Origin of the sequence: Mesorhizobium montanum (assembly GCF_033977145.1) — a bacterium.
Classification (GTDB): domain Bacteria; phylum Pseudomonadota; class Alphaproteobacteria; order Rhizobiales; family Rhizobiaceae; genus Mesorhizobium; species Mesorhizobium montanum.
In genome coordinates, this window is record NZ_JAVIJF010000003.1 from 287,530 (window position 1) to 306,147 (window position 18,618).

Here is an 18,618-nt window from a genome sequence, read left to right on the forward strand (position 1 = left end):
AACAACTTACCCGGCAAGGTGTTGTTGCGAAGCTTGGTCGAAACGAAACTCTCTCCACAATCCAAAACGATCGGAGGAGTTTCGCGCATGGCTGGGTTCACGCATCTTTTCATCCCGGGACCCACCAATATTCCGGAAGAGGTCCGGCAGGCGATGAACCTGCCGATGGAAGACATGCGCGCCGCCTCCTTCCCCAACCTGACGCTGCCGCTGTTCGAGGATATCAAGCGGGTCTTCAAGAACGAGACCGGCCGCGTCTTCATCTACCCCTCCTCCGGCACCGGCGCCTGGGAAGCAGGGATGACCAATGTGCTCAGCCCCGGCGACAAGGTGCTGATGTCGCGCTTCGGCCAATTCTCCCATCTGTGGGTCGACATGGCCGAGCGCCTCGGCTTCGAAGTCGAAGTCATCGATTGCGAATGGGGCACCGGCGTCCCGCTCGAGCTCTATGCCGAGAAGCTTCGCGCCGACAAGGAGCACCGCATCAAGGCCGTCTTCTGCACCCAGAACGAGACCGCGACTGGCGTTACCAGCGACGTCGCCGGCTGCCGCGCCGCGCTCGACGCCGCGAACCACCCTGCCCTGCTTTTCGTCGACGGCGTCTCGTCCATCGGCTCGATCGACTTCCGCCAGGAGGAATGGGGCGTCGACTGCGCCGTCAGCGGCTCGCAGAAGGGCTTCATGCTGCCGGCCGGCCTCGGCTTCCTGTCGGTCAGCAAGAAGGCGCTTGCCGCTTCGCGGGTCGCGACCCACCGGCACTGCTACTTTTCCTTCGAGGACATGATCCGCACCAACGATGCCGGCTATTTCCCCTACACGCCGGCGACACAGCTGCTGCGTGGCCTGCGCGCCTCGCTCGACCTTATTGCCGAGGAAGGGCTGGAGAACATCTTCGCCCGTCATCATCGGCTGGCCGAAGGCGTGCGCAAGGCCGTCGACGCCTGGGGCCTGAAGCTGTGCGCCAAGACACCGCAATGGCACTCCGACACGGTGAGCGCCATCCTGGTGCCGGAAGGCATCGACAGCGCAAACGTCGTCAAGCGCGCCTACGGGACCTACCAGACATCGCTTGGCGGCGGCCTAAACAAGGTGGCCGGCAAGGTCTTCCGCATCGGCCATCTCGGCTGGCTGAACGAGGTGATGGTGCTGGCCTCGTTGTCGGCCGCCGAAATGACGTTGCTCGATTGCGGCGTCAGGCTGGCGCCGGGCTCCGGCGTCGGCGCCGCCATCCAGCATTTCCGCGCCTCGGCCACCGTGCCGGTCGCCGAAGCCGCCTGAGGGAGCCGACCATGAGCCACACCATCAATCATTTGAAGAAATTGCGGCTGCAGCGCAGCGAGCTGGCTGTGCCCGGCTCCAGCCCGGAGATGATCGACAAGGCGGCCAACAGCGCCGCCGACTTCGTCTTCCTCGACATCGAGGACGCGGTCGCGCCGCCCGACAAGGAACGCGCCCGCAAGAACATCATCCAGGCCCTGAACGACATCGACTGGCGCGCCAAGGGCAAGACCGTCTCGGTGCGCATCAATGGCCTCGACACCCATTACATGTACCGCGACGTCGTCGACGTCATGGAACAGGCCGGCGACCGGCTGGACACCATCCTGGTGCCGAAGGTCGGCGTGCCGGCCGATCTTTATATGGTCGAGGCCATGGTCAACCAGATCGAGATGGCCAAGGGTTTCAAGACCCGCGTCGGCCTCGAAGCGCTGATCGAGACCGCGCTCGGCATGGCCAATGTCGAGGCGATCGCCGCCACGCCGGGCCGGCTGGAAGCGATGCATTTCGGCGTCGCCGATTATGCCGCAAGCAACAAGGCGCGCACCGTCAACATCGGCGGTCTCAATCCCGATTATCCCGGCGACCAGTGGCACTTCGCCCTGTCGCGCATGACGGTCGCCTGCCGCGCCTACGGCCTGCGCGCCATCGACGGGCCGTTCGGCGATTTCTCCGATCCCGAAGGCTATAACGCGGCCGCCAGGCGTGCCGCGGCACTTGGCATCGAGGGCAAATGGGCGATCCACCCTTCGCAGATCGCCTTGGCCAACGACGTGTTCTCGCCGCCGGAGAAAGAAGTCACGCGCGCCAGACGCATTCTCGAAGTGCTGAAGGAGGCGGAGGCGCTCGGCAAGGGCGCTGCCGCACTCGACGGCAAGATGATCGACGCGGCGTCGGAGCGCATGGCGCGTAACGTGCTGGTGGTGAACGAGGCGATCGAACGCGCCGGCCAAACTTTGTTGGCTAATGGGCCGCACGCCGCCACGCACTGAGATTTACCGGGAGGACAAGATGGACATCCACGAATACCAGGCAAAGGAACTGCTTGCCCGCCACGGCGTGCATGTGCCGCGCGGCGGCCTCGCCTACAGCCCCGAGCAGGCGACCTACCGTGCGCGCGAGATCGGCGGCTCGAAATGGGTGCTGAAGGCGCAGGTTCACTCCGGCGCGCGTGGCAAGGCTGGCGGCATCAAGCTCTGCTCGAACGACGAGGAGATCTCCAACGCCGCCGAAGCCATGCTCGGCCGCAAGCTGGTGACAAACCAGACCGGCCCGCGCGGCAAGCTGATCTCGCGCCTTTATCTCGAGGAAGCCGTCGACATCGCGCAGGAGCTCTATCTCGGCTTTGCGCTCGACCGGAAGGAAGAGCGCGTCATGATCGTGGCGTCGGCCGCCGGCGGCATGGAGATCGAGGATATCTCCGAGAAAAAACCTGATTCGATCATCCGCGCCGTGGTCGATCCCGGTGTCGGCATGCAGGGCTTCCAGGCCCGCGAGATCGCCTTCGGCCTCGGGCTTGAAAGCAACCTGATCGGCAAGGCGACGGAAACCATCCTCGGCTGCTACCAAGTGTTCCGCGACTACGACGCCTCGATGCTGGAGATCAATCCGCTGGTGGTGACGCGAGACGGCAGCCTCGTCGCGCTCGACGCAAAAATGTCGTTCGACGAGAACGCGCTGTTTCGCCGGCCGGAAATCTCCGAGCTGCGCGACAAGAGCCAGGAAGACCCCCGCGAGACTTTCGCCAGCGACCGCGGTCTCTCCTATGTCGGGCTTGACGGCAATATCGGCTGCATCATCAACGGCGCTGGCCTCGCCATGGCGACGATGGACATGATCAAGATCGCCGGCGGCGAGCCGGCCAACTTCCTCGACATCGGCGGCGGCGCCTCGCCCGAGCGGGTGGCGAAATCCTTCCGTGCCGTGCTTGGCGACAAGAATGTCGAGACCATCCTGGTCAACATCTTCGCCGGCATCAACCGCTGCGACTGGGTCGCCGAAGGCGTCATCAAGGCAATCCGCGAGGTCGGCGTCGAGGTGCCGCTGGTGGTGCGCCTTTCCGGCACCAAGGTGGAGGAAGGACGCAAGATCCTGGCCGATTCCGGCGAGGCGGTGATCGTCGCCGACACGCTGGCTGAAGCGGCCGAAAAGGCCGTCGCCGCCTGGCGCGAAGCCACCAAGAACAAAAAAGCAGCCTGAGGGAGGTCGAGAAATGGCAATCCTGCTCAACCGCAGCACGCGCGTCATCGTCCAGGGTTTCACCGGCAAGATCGGCAGCTTCCATGCCGACGACATGAAACGCTACGGCACCAAGCTGGTCGGCGGCGTCACCCCCGGTAAGGGCGGCCAGACGCATCTCGGCCTGCCTATATTCAACACCGTCAAGGGCGCCGTGCGCGAGACCCGCGCCGAAGCCAGCATCGTCTTCGTGCCGCCGCCCTTCGCCGCCGATTCGATCATGGAGGCGGCGGATGCGGGCATAAAACTCTGCGTCTGTATCACCGACGGCATTCCCTCGCAGGACATGATGCAGGTCAAGCGCTACATGCGCCGCTACCGCTTCGAGGACCGCATGCGGCTCGTCGGCCCGAACTGCGCCGGCGTGATCACGCCGGGACAGGCGCTGATGGGCATCATGCCCGGCGGCATCTATCTGCCCGGACGCGTCGGCATCGTCGGCCGCTCGGGCACGCTGGGCTACGAGGCCGCCTCGCAGATGAAGGCGCTCGGCATCGGTGTCTCGACCAGCGTCGGCATCGGCGGCGATCCGATCAACGGCTCATCCTTCAAGGACATCCTGCAGCTCTTCGAGCGCGACGAGGACACCGACGCCGTGGTGATGATCGGCGAGATCGGCGGCCCGCAGGAAGCCGAAGCCGCGATCTGGGCGCGCGACAATATGCGTAAGCCGCTAATCGCCTATATCGCCGGCCTTTCCGCCCCGAAGGGAAGACGCATGGGTCACGCCGGCGCGATCATCTCCGCCTTCGGCGAGTCGGCGCAGGAAAAGGTCGAGATCCTGAAGGAAGCGGGCGTCGTCATCGTGCCGACCCCTGCGTCGTTCGGCGAGGTGGTGGCCGATACGCTGGCGCGGACCAAGAAGGCAGCGTGACAGCCGGCCGAACGAAGGCCGCGTAGATGTGAAGTCTGTTTCGGGGTCGGCGCAAGCATCGCGGCGGCGACCCTTCGATTGGCAGGAATTCGATGAAACCGCGTTTGATTGTCACCCGCAGATGGCCGGCAGCCGTCGAAGCGATCCTCGCCGAGCGCTTCGACACGACGCTCAACGCCAGTGATGAGCCGCTGAGCCCTGCCGCAATGGCATCGGCCTTCGCGGATTTCGACGCGATCCTCGCAACGGTCAGCGACCGCTTGCCGGTTGCAGCGTTTCCCGAAGGCGCCGCCCGTACTCGCATCATCGCCAATTTCGGCGTCGGCTTCAGCCATATCGATGTCGCGGCGGCGCGCGACCGCGACATCGTGGTGACCAACACGCCGGGCGTGCTGACCGATTGCACCGCCGACCTCGCGCTCAGTCTGATGTTGGCTGTCGCGCGGCGGACCGGCGAAGGCGAGCGGCAGCTGCGCGCCGGAGAGTGGCGCGGCTGGTCGCCGACCCACATGGCCGGCGCAAAAGTGTCGGGCAAGACCTTGGGCATTGTCGGCATGGGGCGCATCGGCAAGGCGACAGCCAGGCGCGCGCATTTCGGCTTCGGCATGAAGATCGTGTTCTTCAATCGCTCGCCGGTCGATGATGACGAGACGCGCGCCATGGGCGCGGTGCAGATGCCGACCTTGGACGATGTGCTGGCGGCCTCCGATTTCGTGTCGCTGCATTGTCCGGGCGGCGCGGAAAACCGTCATCTCATCGATGCTCGAAGCCTGCGGTCGATGAAACGCTGCGCGTTCCTGATCAACACGGCGCGCGGCGACGTCGTCGACCAGGATGCCCTGACCGGCGCGCTGGAAAGGCGCGAGATCGCAGGCGCGGGTCTCGACGTCTTTGCCGACGAGCCGGCAGTTCCGGAGGCGCTGAAGCGGTTGGAGAACGTCGTGCTGTTGCCGCATCTCGGCAGCGCGACCGAGGAAACGCGGGTGGCGATGGGCATGAAGGTGGTGGAGAACCTGACCGCCTTCTTCGAGGGTCGCCCGGTCCCCGATCGGGTCGCCTGACAGCCGACGCCGTCCCTCGATTCGGGGCGCGGGCTGCGGTTGCAATCGATGCGAACGAGGAAGCGGCTTTGGAACAGAGCAGACGCATCAAGTTTCGTGAAGACGAGCGCAGCCTTTTGTTGCGCCTGCTGCTTCAGATCGCAAGCGCGCGCGAGCCCGAGATCGCCGCCGTTCTGAGCGGGCGCAGGTCGCTTGTCTCGCTTGCCGCCGAGCAGCGCATCCCGGCCCTTCAGGCGACCGGCGTGTGGTTCCAGTTGCTGACGATCGCCGATGAGCTGCTTGCCATGCGGGCGCGCCGCGAACTCGAACAGGGCGCGGGTGTCGACGAAGTGCCCGGGTCCTTCGCCAGCGCGGTCGCGCAGATGGCGGCGAGCGGCCACTCGGCGGCGGAAGCCCAGGCGGCGCTCGACGAGCTTTGCGTCGGCCCGACGATGACCGCGCACCCGACGGAGGCCAAACGCGTCACGGTGCTGGAGATCCACCGCCGCATCTATCGCAAGCTGACCGAGCTCGACCAGCCGCGCTGGGCGCCGCGCGAACGCGACCTTTTGGTCGCCGATCTGGAAAGCGAGATCGAGCTTCTATGGATGACGGGCGAGCTGCGGCTGGAGCGCCCGACGGTCGAACGCGAAATCGCCTGGGGTCTGTATTTCTTTCGCGAAGTCATTTTCGAGGCGACGCCGCAGCTCTATGGCAAGCTTCAAGGCGCCTTCGAGCGTCACTATCCGGGCGAGCCGATCAGGATTCCCTCCTTCATGCGCTATGCCTCGTGGATCGGCGGCGACCGCGACGGCAATCCGAATGTGACGGCCGAAGTCACCGCCCATGCCCTGGCCGAATACCGCAACACCGCCATAGGCTGGTATCTGACGCAGGTGCAGCGGCTGGTGACGGTGCTCAGCGCCAGCTCGAACGTCATCGACCTGCCGGCCGGCTTCAAGCCGGCGCTGCAGACGGCGCTCGACAAAAGCGGAGAGGCTGACGAGATCGCCGCCCGCAACCCTGATGAGCCGCTTCGCCAGTTCGCTTCGGCCCTGTGTGCCCGACTGGTCGCCACGCGCGACAGCGGTCAGGCGGCCTACCTCTCGGCGGAAGCGTTTCGCGCCGATCTGAACGCGCTAGCTTCAGTTCTCGAAGCGATCGGAGGGCGCGCGGTCGCCAGGCGTTTCGTCCAACCTCTGCTGTGGCAGGTCGGAAGCTTCGGCTTCCGCACGGTCTCGCTCGACATCCGGCAGAACTCCACGGTCGTCAACCGGGTGCTGGCCGAGCTCTTTGCGCTGACAGATCCCGCCGATCCGGTCGCCCCCGGCACGCCGCAATGGTCGGCGCGCATCCGCTCGGCCCTCAGCCAGGGCGAGCCGCTGGAGATCGACGCAGGGCGGCTCTCGCCCGAAGCAGGCGAACTGCTTTCGACATTCTCCGTCATCGCCAGGCACGTCTCCGGCGCGGATGCCGATGCTGTCGGCTCTTTCGTTCTCAGTATGACCCGCTCGGCCGACGATCTGCTCGCGGTCTATCTGCTGGCGCAATATTGCAGGCTTTCAACCGCGCCCGGTGGCGGCGGCACGATCAGGCTGCGGATCGTGCCCTTATTCGAGACCATTGCCGATCTGCAAGCCGCGCCTGGGATCCTGAATGGATTGCTCGGCGTTTCGGTGGTGAGGCGGACGGTGCGGGATTTCGGCACGCGCCAGGAAATCATGCTTGGCTATTCGGACTCCAACAAGGACGGCGGATTCCTTGCTTCCAACTGGGAACTGGCAAAAGCGCAAAAGCGCCTCGCTGCCGTCGGGCGCAAGCACAAGGTCAGGATCAGTTTCTTTCACGGTCGCGGCGGCTCCGTCAGCCGCGGCGGCGCGCCGACCGGCCGGGCGATCGCGGCACAGCCGCAGGGCACTGTGGCCGGCAGCATGCGGGTGACCGAACAGGGCGAGGTCGTATCGTCGAAATTCGCCAATCGCGGCACCGGCCTCAACCAGCTCGAGGTTCTCGCCGCTGCCGTGCTGGCCCATGGTGTGGGATCGACCCGCGATGCCGGGCCGAAGGAAACGCCGGAATTCGACGAAGCGCTGGAAGCGCTGGCGGGCATGTCGCAGGCGTCCTATGCCGGGCTGATGGGCGAACCCGGCTTCCTCGACTATTTCAACCAGGCGAGCCCGGTCGCGGAACTGGCGCTCTTGAAAATGGGCTCACGGCCGGATCGTCGCTTCGGCGCCAGCGGCATCGCCGACCTGCGCGCCATTCCATGGGTGTTCGCCTGGAGCCAGAACCGTCACCTGCTGACCGGCTGGTACGGCATCGGCAGCGCGCTGAGCGCCTTCGTCACGGTGCGCGGCGAGGCCGGACGCGACCTTCTAGCCCGCATGTTCGAGCACTCGCGCTTCTTCCGCCTGATCGTCGACGAGGCCGAGAAGACGCTTTATCAGTCCGACATGGAGATCGCGCGGCTCTACGCCGGCCTGGTGTCCGACAGCGATGCTGCGCGGCGAATCCACGCCCGCATCGCTGCCGAATACGAGTTGACGCGACGCCTGATCGGCAGCCTGACGGGAGGCGACCTTTCCGCGCGCTTTCCAATGTTCAAGCGGCGTTTCGACAATCTGCGCCAGCAGATGGACGACATTCACCGGCTGCAAGTCGATCTGCTGCGTGAAGTCCGGGCAAATATGGCGGATCAGAAGCGGGCGACCGACGCCCTGCTCGTATCGATCAATTGCATCTCGGCTGGCCTTGGGTGGACGGGATAGGCCGGGTTTGCCGAGTGCCTGCTGGAAACTCAAAGCGGCGGCGCGGTCCTCAAGACCTGGCGCCGCTTCTGCTTTGGCCCGCAGAAAGACAGCCGACGAGCTAACAACCGCTTCGACTCGCGGGCTCATCCAAGAAACATCTTTTGGGGAGAATGGTGCGGTCGAGAAGACTCGAACTTCCACGGGTTGCCCCACAGCGACCTCAACGCTGCGCGTCTACCAATTCCGCCACGACCGCACGTGGTAGGAGCCGGAACCGTCCGGCTCGGGGCCTGTAGCAAATCGTTTCCGGCGAAACAAGTGCGCTGAGCGGAATATTCGCTCATGCATGTCGCCCAAAAGTGCGTAGCGGTTTTGGGAGAACGACATGCATCAGACAAAGCTGCCGGCACAATGCTCCACAGACCCGCGACGGACCGACTGAACTGGACGTTTCGGTCGTTTGCCGCCATATGAATGGGACATCGAGAAAGTTCCATGACAGAACGCAGCCAGATCGCCACGTCGTTCCTGCCTCTCCCCGGTTCGGCGCCGGTGGAATGGGTGATCGAACCTGGCCTTACCTCCTACCCGGATGCGCTGGCAGTCATGGAGGCGCGCGCCGAGGCAATTCGCAGCGGCGGCGCAGGCGAGATGGTCTGGCTCGTCGAGCATCCCCCGCTCTACACCGCCGGCACCAGCGCCCGCAGCGAGGACCTGATCGAGCCCGACCGGTTCCCGGTCTTTGCTGCCGGGCGTGGCGGCGAATACACCTATCACGGTCCGGGCCAGCGTGTGGCCTATGTCATGCTCGACCTGAAGCGCCGGCGCGAGGATGTCCGCGCCTTCGTTGCCGCGCTGGAACAGTGGATCATCGGCACGCTGGCCGCCTTCAACGTGCGCGGAGAGCGCCGCGAAGACCGCGTCGGCGTCTGGGTGGTGCGGCCGGATCGCCCTGCAATGCCGGACGGCACGCCAGCCGAGGACAAGATCGCGGCAATAGGCATCCGGCTGCGGCGCTGGGTGAGCTTTCACGGTATCGCCATCAATGTCGAGCCGGAGCTTTCTCATTTCAGCGGCATCGTGCCCTGCGGCGTCTCTGACCACGGCGTGACGAGCCTGGTCGACCTCGGCCTGCCCGTCACCATGGCCGACCTCGACCTCGCGCTGAAATCCGCCTTCGAGGATGTGTTTGGAACCGCAGCGGCCCCAACCGCCGAGCCGGCTCGCAAGGCAGGCTGACCCGCCGCCCCTACATCAACTGCGCTGAAGCCCACAGCATGCCGTAGCCATGGATGGCAAAGACGGCGAGCAGCGCGCCGGCCATGGCCAGCCTGTCGAAGGGCTGGATCGGCTTCAGCTCGTGACGCGGCTTCACGCCGCTGCCCACGGTGATCAGGCTGAGGATCGAGAACACCGCGCCCGCGATCAGCAGGAAGCTCGGCGAGAAACCGGCCCGCCAGCCGAGCGCAAGAAGCGCGGACAGCAGCAAAAAGGACGCCAGCGCGAGTGCCGCCGGACCCGGGCAGATCTGGCGCAGCACCTGGCCGCCGTCGAATTTCCACACCGGCACCAGATTGGCGATGTTGAACAGCGACGCGCAGCCGGCAAGCGTGGCCAAAAGCATGGCGGCAAGGCGATGGCCTTCGCTGCCGGCAAGGCCGCTGGCGGCGATCAGCACCGGCACCAGGAAGGCGGAAAAGCCCGCGCCCATCAACGCCACGAACGCCACTTCGAAGCGGCTGTCATAGGGCCTGCCTCCGATGGCGATGCCGCCAAGCAGCGGGATGAAGATCATCCGCGCCCGGCGATGGCCCGTCAGCCGGAACGCCGCTATATGACCGAGCTCGTGCAGGGCGACCACCGAGGTCAGGATCGCGGCCAGCGCGAAGCCGCCGAGGTTGAGGCCGAAGAATGGCCACAGGATGCAGGCGGAGAGCACGGCGAAGCCGACCTGGCTCACCGGATGCTCGAACCAGCCGCCCTTGCGATACGTGCCGGTTGCCGCCCAGACGTCCAGCTTGCGCAGCTCGCGACGCATGGCGAAGAAGCGGAAGATCAGGAAGGCGAGGCCGCGATAGCGATCCGTCTGGGTAAGCGTGACCCGCGTAGCGCCGCCCTCGGATGCGAGCTCGGCGGTCTCGCGATAATTCGCCCAGAATGACGGATCGAGCGCCGTGTCCTCGATGACCTTCATCGAAAAGCGGCTGCCTTCCATCACATCCTCGAACCGCGCCTTGCGTTCGATCGGCCGACCGTCCCGCCCTTCCCAGGACAGTTTGATGCGCGCCGTCCCGTCGCCGTCCAGGGGCTCGGCGGAGAGGATTTCGCCGGACCAGCCGGCATCGCTGCCGAACGGCCACAGCGCCTGCCAGAGGCGTGGGCGGTCGGCCTTGATCACGCGGCTCGCCGTCACCGTGCGCAATCCGAGCGGCACGGTCATCAAAAGAAAGATCAGTCCGAGATTACCGGCCACGAGGGTAACCGTGACGATGACTGACACTGCCTTGGCTCCCAGTCTTGGGCTCCCTGTCTTGAAGGAGCAGCCTAGCGGCGGCGCGGCCAAGAAAGACTTAACAACGGGCGGGCTCTTGCCCGTCCCGGGTCACAGGCGGGCCTTTTGCCCGCCCACACACCAGCGGCCAAGCCGCCTGATCACATGGCGCCGATCCAGATCGCCATGGAAACAAGGAAGGTGCTCATGCAAACCAGCGAGACGACATCCTGAACCAGATCAGACATAACTCTCTCCGTTGTTAATATGTTCGTATTTTGTTCTAATTTTGTTCGAATGTCAACGACCGCTCGACGGCATGACCCGGAAATCGCGGCGATCAATTCGGCAGGGTTAAGGAAAGGTTGACGGGGTGTCGCGAAGCGGGCAGGCCGCAACCTTTGCGATTGGCCAACACGCCCATCGCTTCGTCATTCTAGGGCGGAGCAAGGAGCGAAGCGACGCAGCGGAGACCCTAGAATCCATGCCGCGACATTCATGCTTCGCTACGATATAGAACAAGGCTCTCTGCCCCCATTCTGCGGCGTTGCGTTCTTCGGCAGATGTAACGGCATGGATTCCTAGGGTCTTCGCGACGGAGCTTCGCTCCTGCTTCGCCCTAGGATGACGACATTAGGAGGCGCACGTTACAGCGGCACCACCTTGCCCTCGGCCAGCGTCACCCGCCGGTCCATGCGTCCGGCGAGCTCGTGGTTGTGGGTGGCGATCAGCGCCGCGAGCCCCGACTGCCTGACCAATGCTTCCAGCGCATCGAACACATAGGAAGCGGTGACCGGATCGAGATTGCCGGTCGGCTCGTCGGCCAGAAGCACCAGCGGCGCGTTGGCAACCGCGCGCGCGATCGCCACGCGCTGCTGCTCGCCGCCCGAAAGCTCGGCCGGCCGGTGCTGCGCGCGCTTGCCGATCTGCATGTAGTCGAGAAGCTGCGCCGCCCGTTCCGAAGCATCCTTGGAGGAAAGCCCCTTGATCAGCTGCGGCATCATGATGTTCTCGAGCGCCGAGAACTCCGGCAGCAGGTGATGGAACTGGTAGACGAAGCCGACATCGTTGCGGCGGATCGCGGTGCGTTCCTGGTCCGAGAGCCGGCCACAGGCTCGTCCGCTGAGGATCACGTCGCCGGCATCGGGCCGCTCCAGCAGCCCCGCCGTATGCAGTAGCGTGGACTTGCCGGTGCCCGAGGGCGCGACCAGCGCCACCATCTCGCCGCGCCGCAGCGAAAAGTCGGCGCCGTTCAAAATGGTGAGCTTGCGCGGCCCCTGGACATAGTGCCGCTCGACGCCCTTCAACTCGATAATGGCCTCGGCCATCACTCGTACCTCAAGGCTTCGACCGGATCGAGCCGTGCCGCCCGCCAGGCCGGGAACACCGTCGCGAGGAACGACAGGGCCAGCGCCATGATCACGACATAGGTCGTCTCGCGCGGGTCCATTTTCGCCGGCAGCTGGCTGAGGAAATAGAGCTCGGGATTGAACAGTATCCTGCCCGTCATCCAAGAGAAGAACTGGCGGATCGATTCGATGTTGAGGCAGATGACGACGCCGAGCAGCACGCCGGCGATCGTCCCGGTGACGCCGATCGCCGCCCCCGTCATCAGGAAGATACGCAGGATCGCGCCGCGCGAGGCGCCCATCGTGCGCAGGATGGCGATGTCGTGGCCCTTGTCCTTGACCAGCATGATGAGGCCCGAAATGATGTTGAGCGCCGCCACCAGCACGATCAGCGTCAGGATCATGAACATGACGTTGCGCTCGACCTGCAGGGCCGAGAAGAAAGTCTCGTTGCGCTGGCGCCAGTCGACGAGATCGACCGGCCGTTGCGCCGCCTGCTCGACCAGCGGCTTCAGCGCGTCGACATTGTCGGGATTGTCGACATAGATCTCGATGGTCTGCGCCCGCCCGTCCATGTTGAAATAGAGCTGCGCTTCCGAAAACGGCATGTAGACGATCGAGCTGTCATATTCAGACATGCCGACCTCGAAGATCGCCGCCACCTTGTAACCCTTCATGCGCGGCGTGGTGCCGAGCGGCGTGACGTCCCCTTCGGGCGAGATCAGCGTGATGGTGTCGCCGAGCACGAGGCCGAGATTCTCGGCCATGCGCTTGCCGATCGCCACGCTTTCGCCGGTGTCGAAGCCGTCCAGCGTGCCTTCCTTGATGTTACTGGACACGATCGAGATCTTGCCGAGATCCTCGCCGCGGATGCCACGCACCAAAGCTCCGCTGCCGCCGCCGACATTGCCTTGCGCCAGCACCTGGCCGTCGATCAGCGGGATCGCGTATTTGACGCCCGAAACGCCGTTGATGCGGCTCGCCACCTGGGCGTAATCCTCCAGCGGCGAATCGAGCGGCTGTACGATGAGGTGGCCGTTGACGCCGAGGATGCGGGTCAGCAGCTCGGCGCGGAACCCGTTCATCACCGCCATGACGACGATCAGCGTCGCGACGCCGAGCATGATGCCGAGGAACGAGATCGAGGCGATGACCGAGATCACCGTTTCCTTGCGACGCGAGCGCAGATAGCGCCACGCCACCATGCGCTCGAAGCCCGAGAAGGCGCCGGCCGGCGATCGGGCTGCTGCCGCCGCTTCGCTCATGCGGCGATACCCAGGCGCTTCTTGGCCTCGGCCATCGGCAGCGTCTCGCGCTCGCCCGACTTGCGGTTCTTGATCTCGACCTCGCCGGCGGCCACGCCGCGCGGGCCGACGATCACCTGCCACGGCAGGCCGATCAGGTCGGCGGTGGCGAACTTGCCGCCCGGCCGCTGGTCGGTATCGTCATAGAGCACGTCCTTGCCGGCCGAAGTCAGCGCCGCATAGAGTTCATCGCAGACCCGGTCGCATTCGGCGTCGCCGACCTTCATGTTGATCAGGCCAATGTCGAACGGCGCCACTGCTTCCGGCCAGATGATGCCGTTCTCGTCGTGGCTCGCCTCGATGATCGCCGCGACCAGCCGCGACGGACCGATGCCGTAGGAGCCGCCCGAAGCGTAGTGATCCTTGCCGTCGGGGCCGGTCACTTTGGCGTTCATCGGCTTCGAATACTTCTCGCCGAAATGGAAGATATGGCCGACCTCGATGCCGCGCGCCGAGAGCCGGTCGCCTTCGGTAACTTTCTCCCAGGCCGCCTCGTCATGCATTTCGTCGGTGGCGGCGTAAGGCGTCGTCCATTTCTTCACGATGCCGCCGATCTCGGCGTCGTTGGAGAAGTCGGTGCCGGCGCCCGGCACGTCGAGCGCGAGGTAAGCGCGGTCACAGAACACCTGGCTCTCGCCGGTCTCCGCCAGGATGATGAACTCGTGGCTGAGGTCGCCGCCGATCGGACCAGTGTCGGCGCGCATCGGAATGGCCTGCAGTCCCATGCGCGTGAATGTCCTCAGATAGGAGACGAACATGCGGTTGTAGGCGGCCCTGGCGCCTTCGAAATCGAGGTCGAAGGAATAGGCATCCTTCATCAGGAACTCGCGCGAACGCATGACACCGAACCGCGGACGCACCTCGTCGCGGAACTTCCACTGGATGTGGTAGAGGTTGAGCGGCAAGTCCTTGTAGGACTTCACGTAGGCACGGAAAATCTCGGTGACCATTTCCTCATTGGTCGGACCGTAGAGCATGTCGCGGTCCTGGCGATCCTTGATGCGCAGCATTTCCTTGCCGTAGTCGTTGTAACGGCCGCTTTCGCGCCACAGATCCGCCGACTGGATAGTCGGCATCAGGATTTCCAGCGCGCCCGCGCGGTCCTGTTCTTCGCGGATGATCCGGCAGACCTTGTCCAGCACGCGCTTGCCCAACGGCAGCCACGAAAAGCTGCCCTGCCCCTGCTGGCGGATCATTCCGGCGCGCAGCATCAGCCGGTGCGAGACGATTTCGGCCTCGCGGGGATTTTCTTTGAGAATGGGCAGGAAATAGCGCGACAAACGCATGGACTGGTCCGTGAATGAAAAACCACGCGCGGGAATCGGCGCGAAAGGGCTGCTTGCCCGGGCTTCATAGCCATTTCATGGCGGAATGGGAACCCGAGTGCCCCAAAGTATCGGGGCCTTCTGCACCTTACCAAAAAGGCTATTTTGGCTGCAAACTGACGCAAATGGCTTTTTGATCGATTCACAAGCAAGCCCTGCCGCACTATTGTGCAGTGCAGCACGATATTGCCTGTTTCGAGGCAAAATTCTTCGTGACATTTTCACCTGCCTTGGTCTAGTGTGCCCCGATAACCGAGAGGGCGGAGAAAAATCTGCTCTCCTACGCGGTCAAAGTCTTGGGAGGATGCGATCTAGGCGCGGTAACTCGCTGCCGCCGGACACCGGAAACGGATCGGACGCGTTTAAATTGCAAGGCCTTGTGCCTTGCATTTTTTTTGTGCAATCATCTGCTTAGCACGACCATCTGCCAAACAGCATCAGCCATGATTAACCGCCGAAATCGGAAGCCGGCTTCCGATTTCAACCTTGGCGCGCGCTTACTGCTCAATACTTGCGAAAAACTGTGCTCGCGGTATCAGTGACTGGCGTCCGGCGTGAAGTCCGGCATGATCCGCATGATGTCGTCGAAACTGAACCCCAGCCCCATCGTAAGACCATAGAGAACGCCCATGACGATGACGGTCACGATCGTCGCCCGGACGAAAGCGCGCAGCATATGCGGCCCGCGCGGCGCACTGGAAATGGTGCCAAGCGTGACATCCTGGTCGTCGTCCTGGGTGCGCAGGCTGAAGGGAAGAACAACGAACAGCACCAGCCACCAGGTGACGAAGAACAGCGCGGCGAACAGAATCCAGTTCATACCTGCTCCAGTTCGACGAGCGTTCCGAAGAAATCCTTGGGGTGCAGGAACAGCACCGGCTTGCCATGCGCGCCGGTCTTGGGATTGCCGTCGCCCAGCACGCGCGCGCCGCTTGCCTTCAAATGGTCGCGGGCCGCCAGGATATCGTCGACCTCGTAGCAGACATGATGCATGCCGCCCGAAGGATTCTTCTCGAGGAACGCCGCGATGGGCGAAGCATCGCCAAGCGGCTCCAGCAACTCGATCTTGGTGTTGCCGACATCGACGAACACCACGGTCACTCCATGCTCGGGCAGCGCCTGCGGCTCGCTCAATCGCGCGCCCAGCTTATCGCGATAGGCGGCCATTGCCGCGGCCAGATCCGGCACGGCAAGCGCGACATGGTTCAGGCGTCCAAGCATTGGCGGTTTTCCTTAGGCAGTAGGCGGTAGGCGGTAGGCGGTAGGCGGTAGGCGGTAGGCGGTAGGCGGTAGGCGGTAGAGAAGAAGCAAATTTGGCGAGCTAAAAAAGCAATCGCCGTTCCTATTGCCTACTGCCTAATCCCTGCTGCCCACTCCTTCATCTCGTCACGAATACAGTCACCAGCGGCTTCTTGCCCCAGGCTTCGTTGGCGGCGCCGCGCACGGCTCGGCGCACGGCCTCCTGCACCAGGTCGAGGTCCTTTCGCCGCTGGCGCGGGATGGAGTCCACAGCGCCGACCGCCGCATCGAGCATCAGGTCTTCCAGCGTCTCGCCCTTTGCATCGGCCTCGGCAACGCCGATCGCCACAAGGTCGGGGTCGCCGGCAAGCTCATATTTATCGTCGAGCACGACATTGACGGCGACATGGCCGGCGAAAGAGAGCTTGCGACGGTCGCGAATTCCCATCGCCTGGTCGGTGCCGATCAGCGAGCCATCCTTGTAGAGCCGGCCGAACGGCACCTGGTCGATGATCGTGGCGGGGCCCGGCCAGAGCCTGAGCATGTCGCCGTCGCGCACCTGCGCCACCTGGCCGATGCCCGACATCGACATCAGCGAGCCCTGTGCCACCAGATGCGCCGCCTCGCCATGCACCGGCACGCCGATCTGCGGCCGCACCCATTCGTACATCTTGCGCAATTCGCTGCGACGCGGATGGCCCGAGACATGCACCAGCACGTCGCCGTCCTCGATGATCTTAATGCCGAGATCGATCAGCCGGTTCTTGATTTCGAGGATGCCCTTCTCGTTACCGGGAATGGTGCGCGAGGAAAACACCACCGTATCGCCGGCCGTCAGCGCCACCGACTTCATCTCGTCGCGCGACAGCTTTGCCAACGCGGCCAGCGTCTCGCCCTGGCTGCCGGTGCAGATGATCACCAAATTCTCGCGCGGAATGAAACCGTAATCCTCTTCCGAGATGAATTCCGGCAACCCATCCATATAGCCGAGCTCGCCAGCCACATCGATGACGCGCTTCAGCGAACGGCCGAGCACCAGGCATTGCCGGCCGGCATCGCGCGCCGCCCTTGCGATCGAAACGATGCGCCCGACATTGGAGGAGAAGGTGGTGACCGCCACGCGCCCCTTCGCGCTCTCGATGACGCCCTTGAGGCCCTCGCCGACCGCCACTTCCGACGGCGACTCCCCTTCCCTCAGTGCATTGGTGGAATCGCAGATCAGCGCCAGCACGCCCTTGTCGCCATAGGCGCGGAAGCGCGCCTCGTCGGTCTTCGGGCCGATCGTCGGCGCCGGATCGATCTTCCAGTCGCCGGTGTGGATGACGGTGCCGGCGGGTGTGGTAATCGCCAGCGACATCGGTTCGGGGATCGAATGCGCGACCGGAATCGCCTCGATCTCGAAAGGCCCTATCGTGAACGTCTCGCCGGCCCGGTAGATCGACGCTGGAATCTTCGGCGCCCCCTGCTCGCCTTGCCGCTTGGCTTCGAGCAGGCCTGCGGTGAACGGCGTCATCCAGACCGGTGCCTTGAGCTTCGGCCAAATGTCGAGCAGCGCGCCGTAATGGTCCTCATGCGCATGGGTGATCACGATGCCGCGCAGGCCGTCGAGGTTCTCCTCGATGAAGCGCGTATCGGGCAGGATGAGATCGACGCCAGGATGGGCAGCGTCCGGAAAAGTGACGCCGACATCGACGATGATCCATTCACGCGCGTCCGCCGGTCCGTAACCGTAAAGGGCGAAATTCATGCCGATCTCGCCGACGCCGCCCAGTGGCGCGAAAACGAGTTCGGCGTTTTCCTTGTTCGCCATGAATTCTTTCCTTCCTGGCCTCTCAGGCCAAGTCAATCGAGCAATTCCAGGAAAAGTGTCTAACGACTTTCCGTCCGGAATTGCGCAAAAACAAAACTATATGCGCGCCGAGGCGACCGCACCGAAATGCACGTCGCCGGCCGCGATCGTCAAAACCGATCCCTCATCGTCGCGGATCACGAAACGGCAGTCCTCGTCAATGGTTTCGAAGACGCCGCGCACCACATTGCCGTCAATTCTGACAGCAACCTCGCCGCCAAGGCCTGCCGCGCGGGCAAGCCACCGCTTTCTGATGGCATTGAGCCCGCGCCCGTCATCCCAGAGCCTGGCATTCTCGCTCCAGGCATCCGAAAGCGCCAGGAACAGCGTTTCGGCGTCGCATTCGGCGCCCAGTGCCTGCAGAGATGACGCCGGATAAGGCAAGTCCCGCGGATAAGCCACGACATTGACGCCTATGCCGATGGCAACCGCGAACCGGCCGCCTTCCAGTATCGTCGATTCCAGCAGGATGCCGGCAAGCTTGGCGCCCGAAGCCAACACGTCGTTTGGCCATTTCAGCTCGAAGCGGTTGCGGCCCTGGCTCGCGCCGTCGACGGCAACAGTGATCCGGCCCTTCGGCACGACGGCGTCGAGCGCATCGGCCAACGCCAGTCCCGCGACGAAACCGAGCGTCGCGGCGACTCGCAACTCGCCGCCGGGGACAAGCAGCAGCGTTGCCGCCAGATTGCCTTCGGGCGTCGCCCAGACGCGCCCGCGGCGTCCGCGGCCGCTTTCCTGCTTCTTCGAGACCACCCAGAGTTTTCCAGGGTCGCCGGCCCGAGCATGGTCCAGCGCCAGCGCGTTGGTCGAGCCGACGCTGTCATGCGCCTCGAGCCGGAACCCCTCCGACGTCGCGGTTGGAGCCAGTCGAAACGCCATCC

Annotated in this window: 15 protein-coding genes and 1 tRNA gene; 7 read left to right on the forward strand and 9 right to left on the reverse strand. The window is 64.3% G+C overall.

Translation table 11 applies throughout. The annotated features are described in order from the left end of the window. Positions 1-87: 87 nt before the first annotated feature. The 6 genes from RFM68_RS05785 (at position 88) to RFM68_RS05810 (ending at position 8,198) form a co-directional block, all read left to right on the forward strand. Positions 88-1,278, forward strand: a complete 1,191-nt coding sequence (locus RFM68_RS05785) for an aminotransferase class V-fold PLP-dependent enzyme (protein WP_320231739.1) — start codon at positions 88-90, stop codon at positions 1,276-1,278. Between the two features lie 11 nt (positions 1,279-1,289). Next, the gene (locus RFM68_RS05790) at positions 1,290-2,270 is read left to right on the forward strand and encodes an HpcH/HpaI aldolase/citrate lyase family protein (RefSeq protein WP_320231740.1); all 981 of its coding nucleotides are present in this window, start codon (positions 1,290-1,292) and stop codon (positions 2,268-2,270) included. Positions 2,271-2,289: 19 nt separating this feature from the next. After that, positions 2,290-3,477, forward strand: a complete 1,188-nt coding sequence (locus RFM68_RS05795) for a malate--CoA ligase subunit beta (RefSeq protein WP_320231742.1) — start codon at positions 2,290-2,292, stop codon at positions 3,475-3,477. 13 nt (positions 3,478-3,490) lie between these two features. Then, positions 3,491-4,390 carry a succinate--CoA ligase subunit alpha gene (gene sucD, locus RFM68_RS05800; RefSeq protein WP_320231744.1) on the forward strand — a complete coding sequence of 300 codons (900 nt, stop codon included), beginning with the start codon at positions 3,491-3,493 and terminating at the stop codon, positions 4,388-4,390. 92 nt (positions 4,391-4,482) lie between these two features. Continuing rightward, positions 4,483-5,451: a 2-hydroxyacid dehydrogenase gene (locus tag RFM68_RS05805; RefSeq protein ID WP_320231746.1), complete on the forward strand. Its 969-nt coding sequence runs from the start codon at positions 4,483-4,485 to the stop codon at positions 5,449-5,451. 68 nt (positions 5,452-5,519) lie between these two features. Further along, on the forward strand, positions 5,520-8,198 hold the full coding sequence (locus tag RFM68_RS05810) for a phosphoenolpyruvate carboxylase (protein WP_320231747.1): 2,679 nt from the start codon (positions 5,520-5,522) through the stop codon (positions 8,196-8,198). 153 nt (positions 8,199-8,351) lie between these two features. Here RFM68_RS05810 and RFM68_RS05815 read toward each other — a convergent pair. Beyond that, a tRNA-Leu gene (locus RFM68_RS05815) sits at positions 8,352-8,436 on the reverse strand. Between the two features lie 239 nt (positions 8,437-8,675). Here RFM68_RS05815 and lipB point away from each other — a divergent pair. Then, complete coding sequence (gene lipB, locus RFM68_RS05820) at positions 8,676-9,419, forward strand: lipoyl(octanoyl) transferase LipB (RefSeq protein WP_320231749.1); 744 nt, start codon at positions 8,676-8,678, stop codon at positions 9,417-9,419. Between the two features lie 10 nt (positions 9,420-9,429). On the opposite strand, the gene RFM68_RS05825 is transcribed toward lipB, so the two are convergent. The 8 genes from RFM68_RS05825 to RFM68_RS05860 form a co-directional block, all read right to left on the reverse strand. Further along, positions 9,430-10,680, reverse strand: coding sequence for a site-2 protease family protein (locus RFM68_RS05825; RefSeq protein WP_320231751.1), 1,251 nt, complete (start codon positions 10,678-10,680; stop codon positions 9,430-9,432). Positions 10,681-11,318: 638 nt separating this feature from the next. Next, positions 11,319-11,999, reverse strand: coding sequence for an ABC transporter ATP-binding protein (locus tag RFM68_RS05830; RefSeq protein ID WP_320231756.1), 681 nt, complete (start codon positions 11,997-11,999; stop codon positions 11,319-11,321). After that, on the reverse strand, positions 11,999-13,285 hold the full coding sequence (locus RFM68_RS05835) for a lipoprotein-releasing ABC transporter permease subunit (protein WP_320231757.1): 1,287 nt from the start codon (positions 13,283-13,285) through the stop codon (positions 11,999-12,001). Before RFM68_RS05835 ends, RFM68_RS05830 begins: the two co-directional genes overlap by 1 nt. Beyond that, positions 13,282-14,610 (reverse strand): proline--tRNA ligase, encoded by a 1,329-nt coding sequence (gene proS / locus RFM68_RS05840; RefSeq protein ID WP_320231758.1) that lies wholly within the window; start codon positions 14,608-14,610, stop codon positions 13,282-13,284. Before proS ends, RFM68_RS05835 begins: the two co-directional genes overlap by 4 nt. Positions 14,611-15,184: 574 nt before the next feature. After that, positions 15,185-15,469: a DUF1467 family protein gene (locus RFM68_RS05845; RefSeq protein WP_320231759.1), complete on the reverse strand. Its 285-nt coding sequence runs from the start codon at positions 15,467-15,469 to the stop codon at positions 15,185-15,187. Then, a complete protein-coding gene (gene mce, locus RFM68_RS05850; RefSeq protein WP_320231760.1) occupies positions 15,466-15,870 on the reverse strand; it encodes a methylmalonyl-CoA epimerase in 405 nt (134 codons plus the stop codon). The genes RFM68_RS05845 and mce overlap by 4 nt, the downstream gene beginning before the upstream one ends. Before the next feature lie 157 nt (positions 15,871-16,027). After that, positions 16,028-17,698, reverse strand: coding sequence for a ribonuclease J (locus RFM68_RS05855; RefSeq protein WP_320231761.1), 1,671 nt, complete (start codon positions 17,696-17,698; stop codon positions 16,028-16,030). Between the two features lie 96 nt (positions 17,699-17,794). Then, the gene (locus RFM68_RS05860; protein WP_320231762.1) at positions 17,795-18,616 is read right to left on the reverse strand and encodes a biotin--[acetyl-CoA-carboxylase] ligase; all 822 of its coding nucleotides are present in this window, start codon (positions 18,614-18,616) and stop codon (positions 17,795-17,797) included. Between the last annotated feature and the right edge of the window lie 2 nt (positions 18,617-18,618).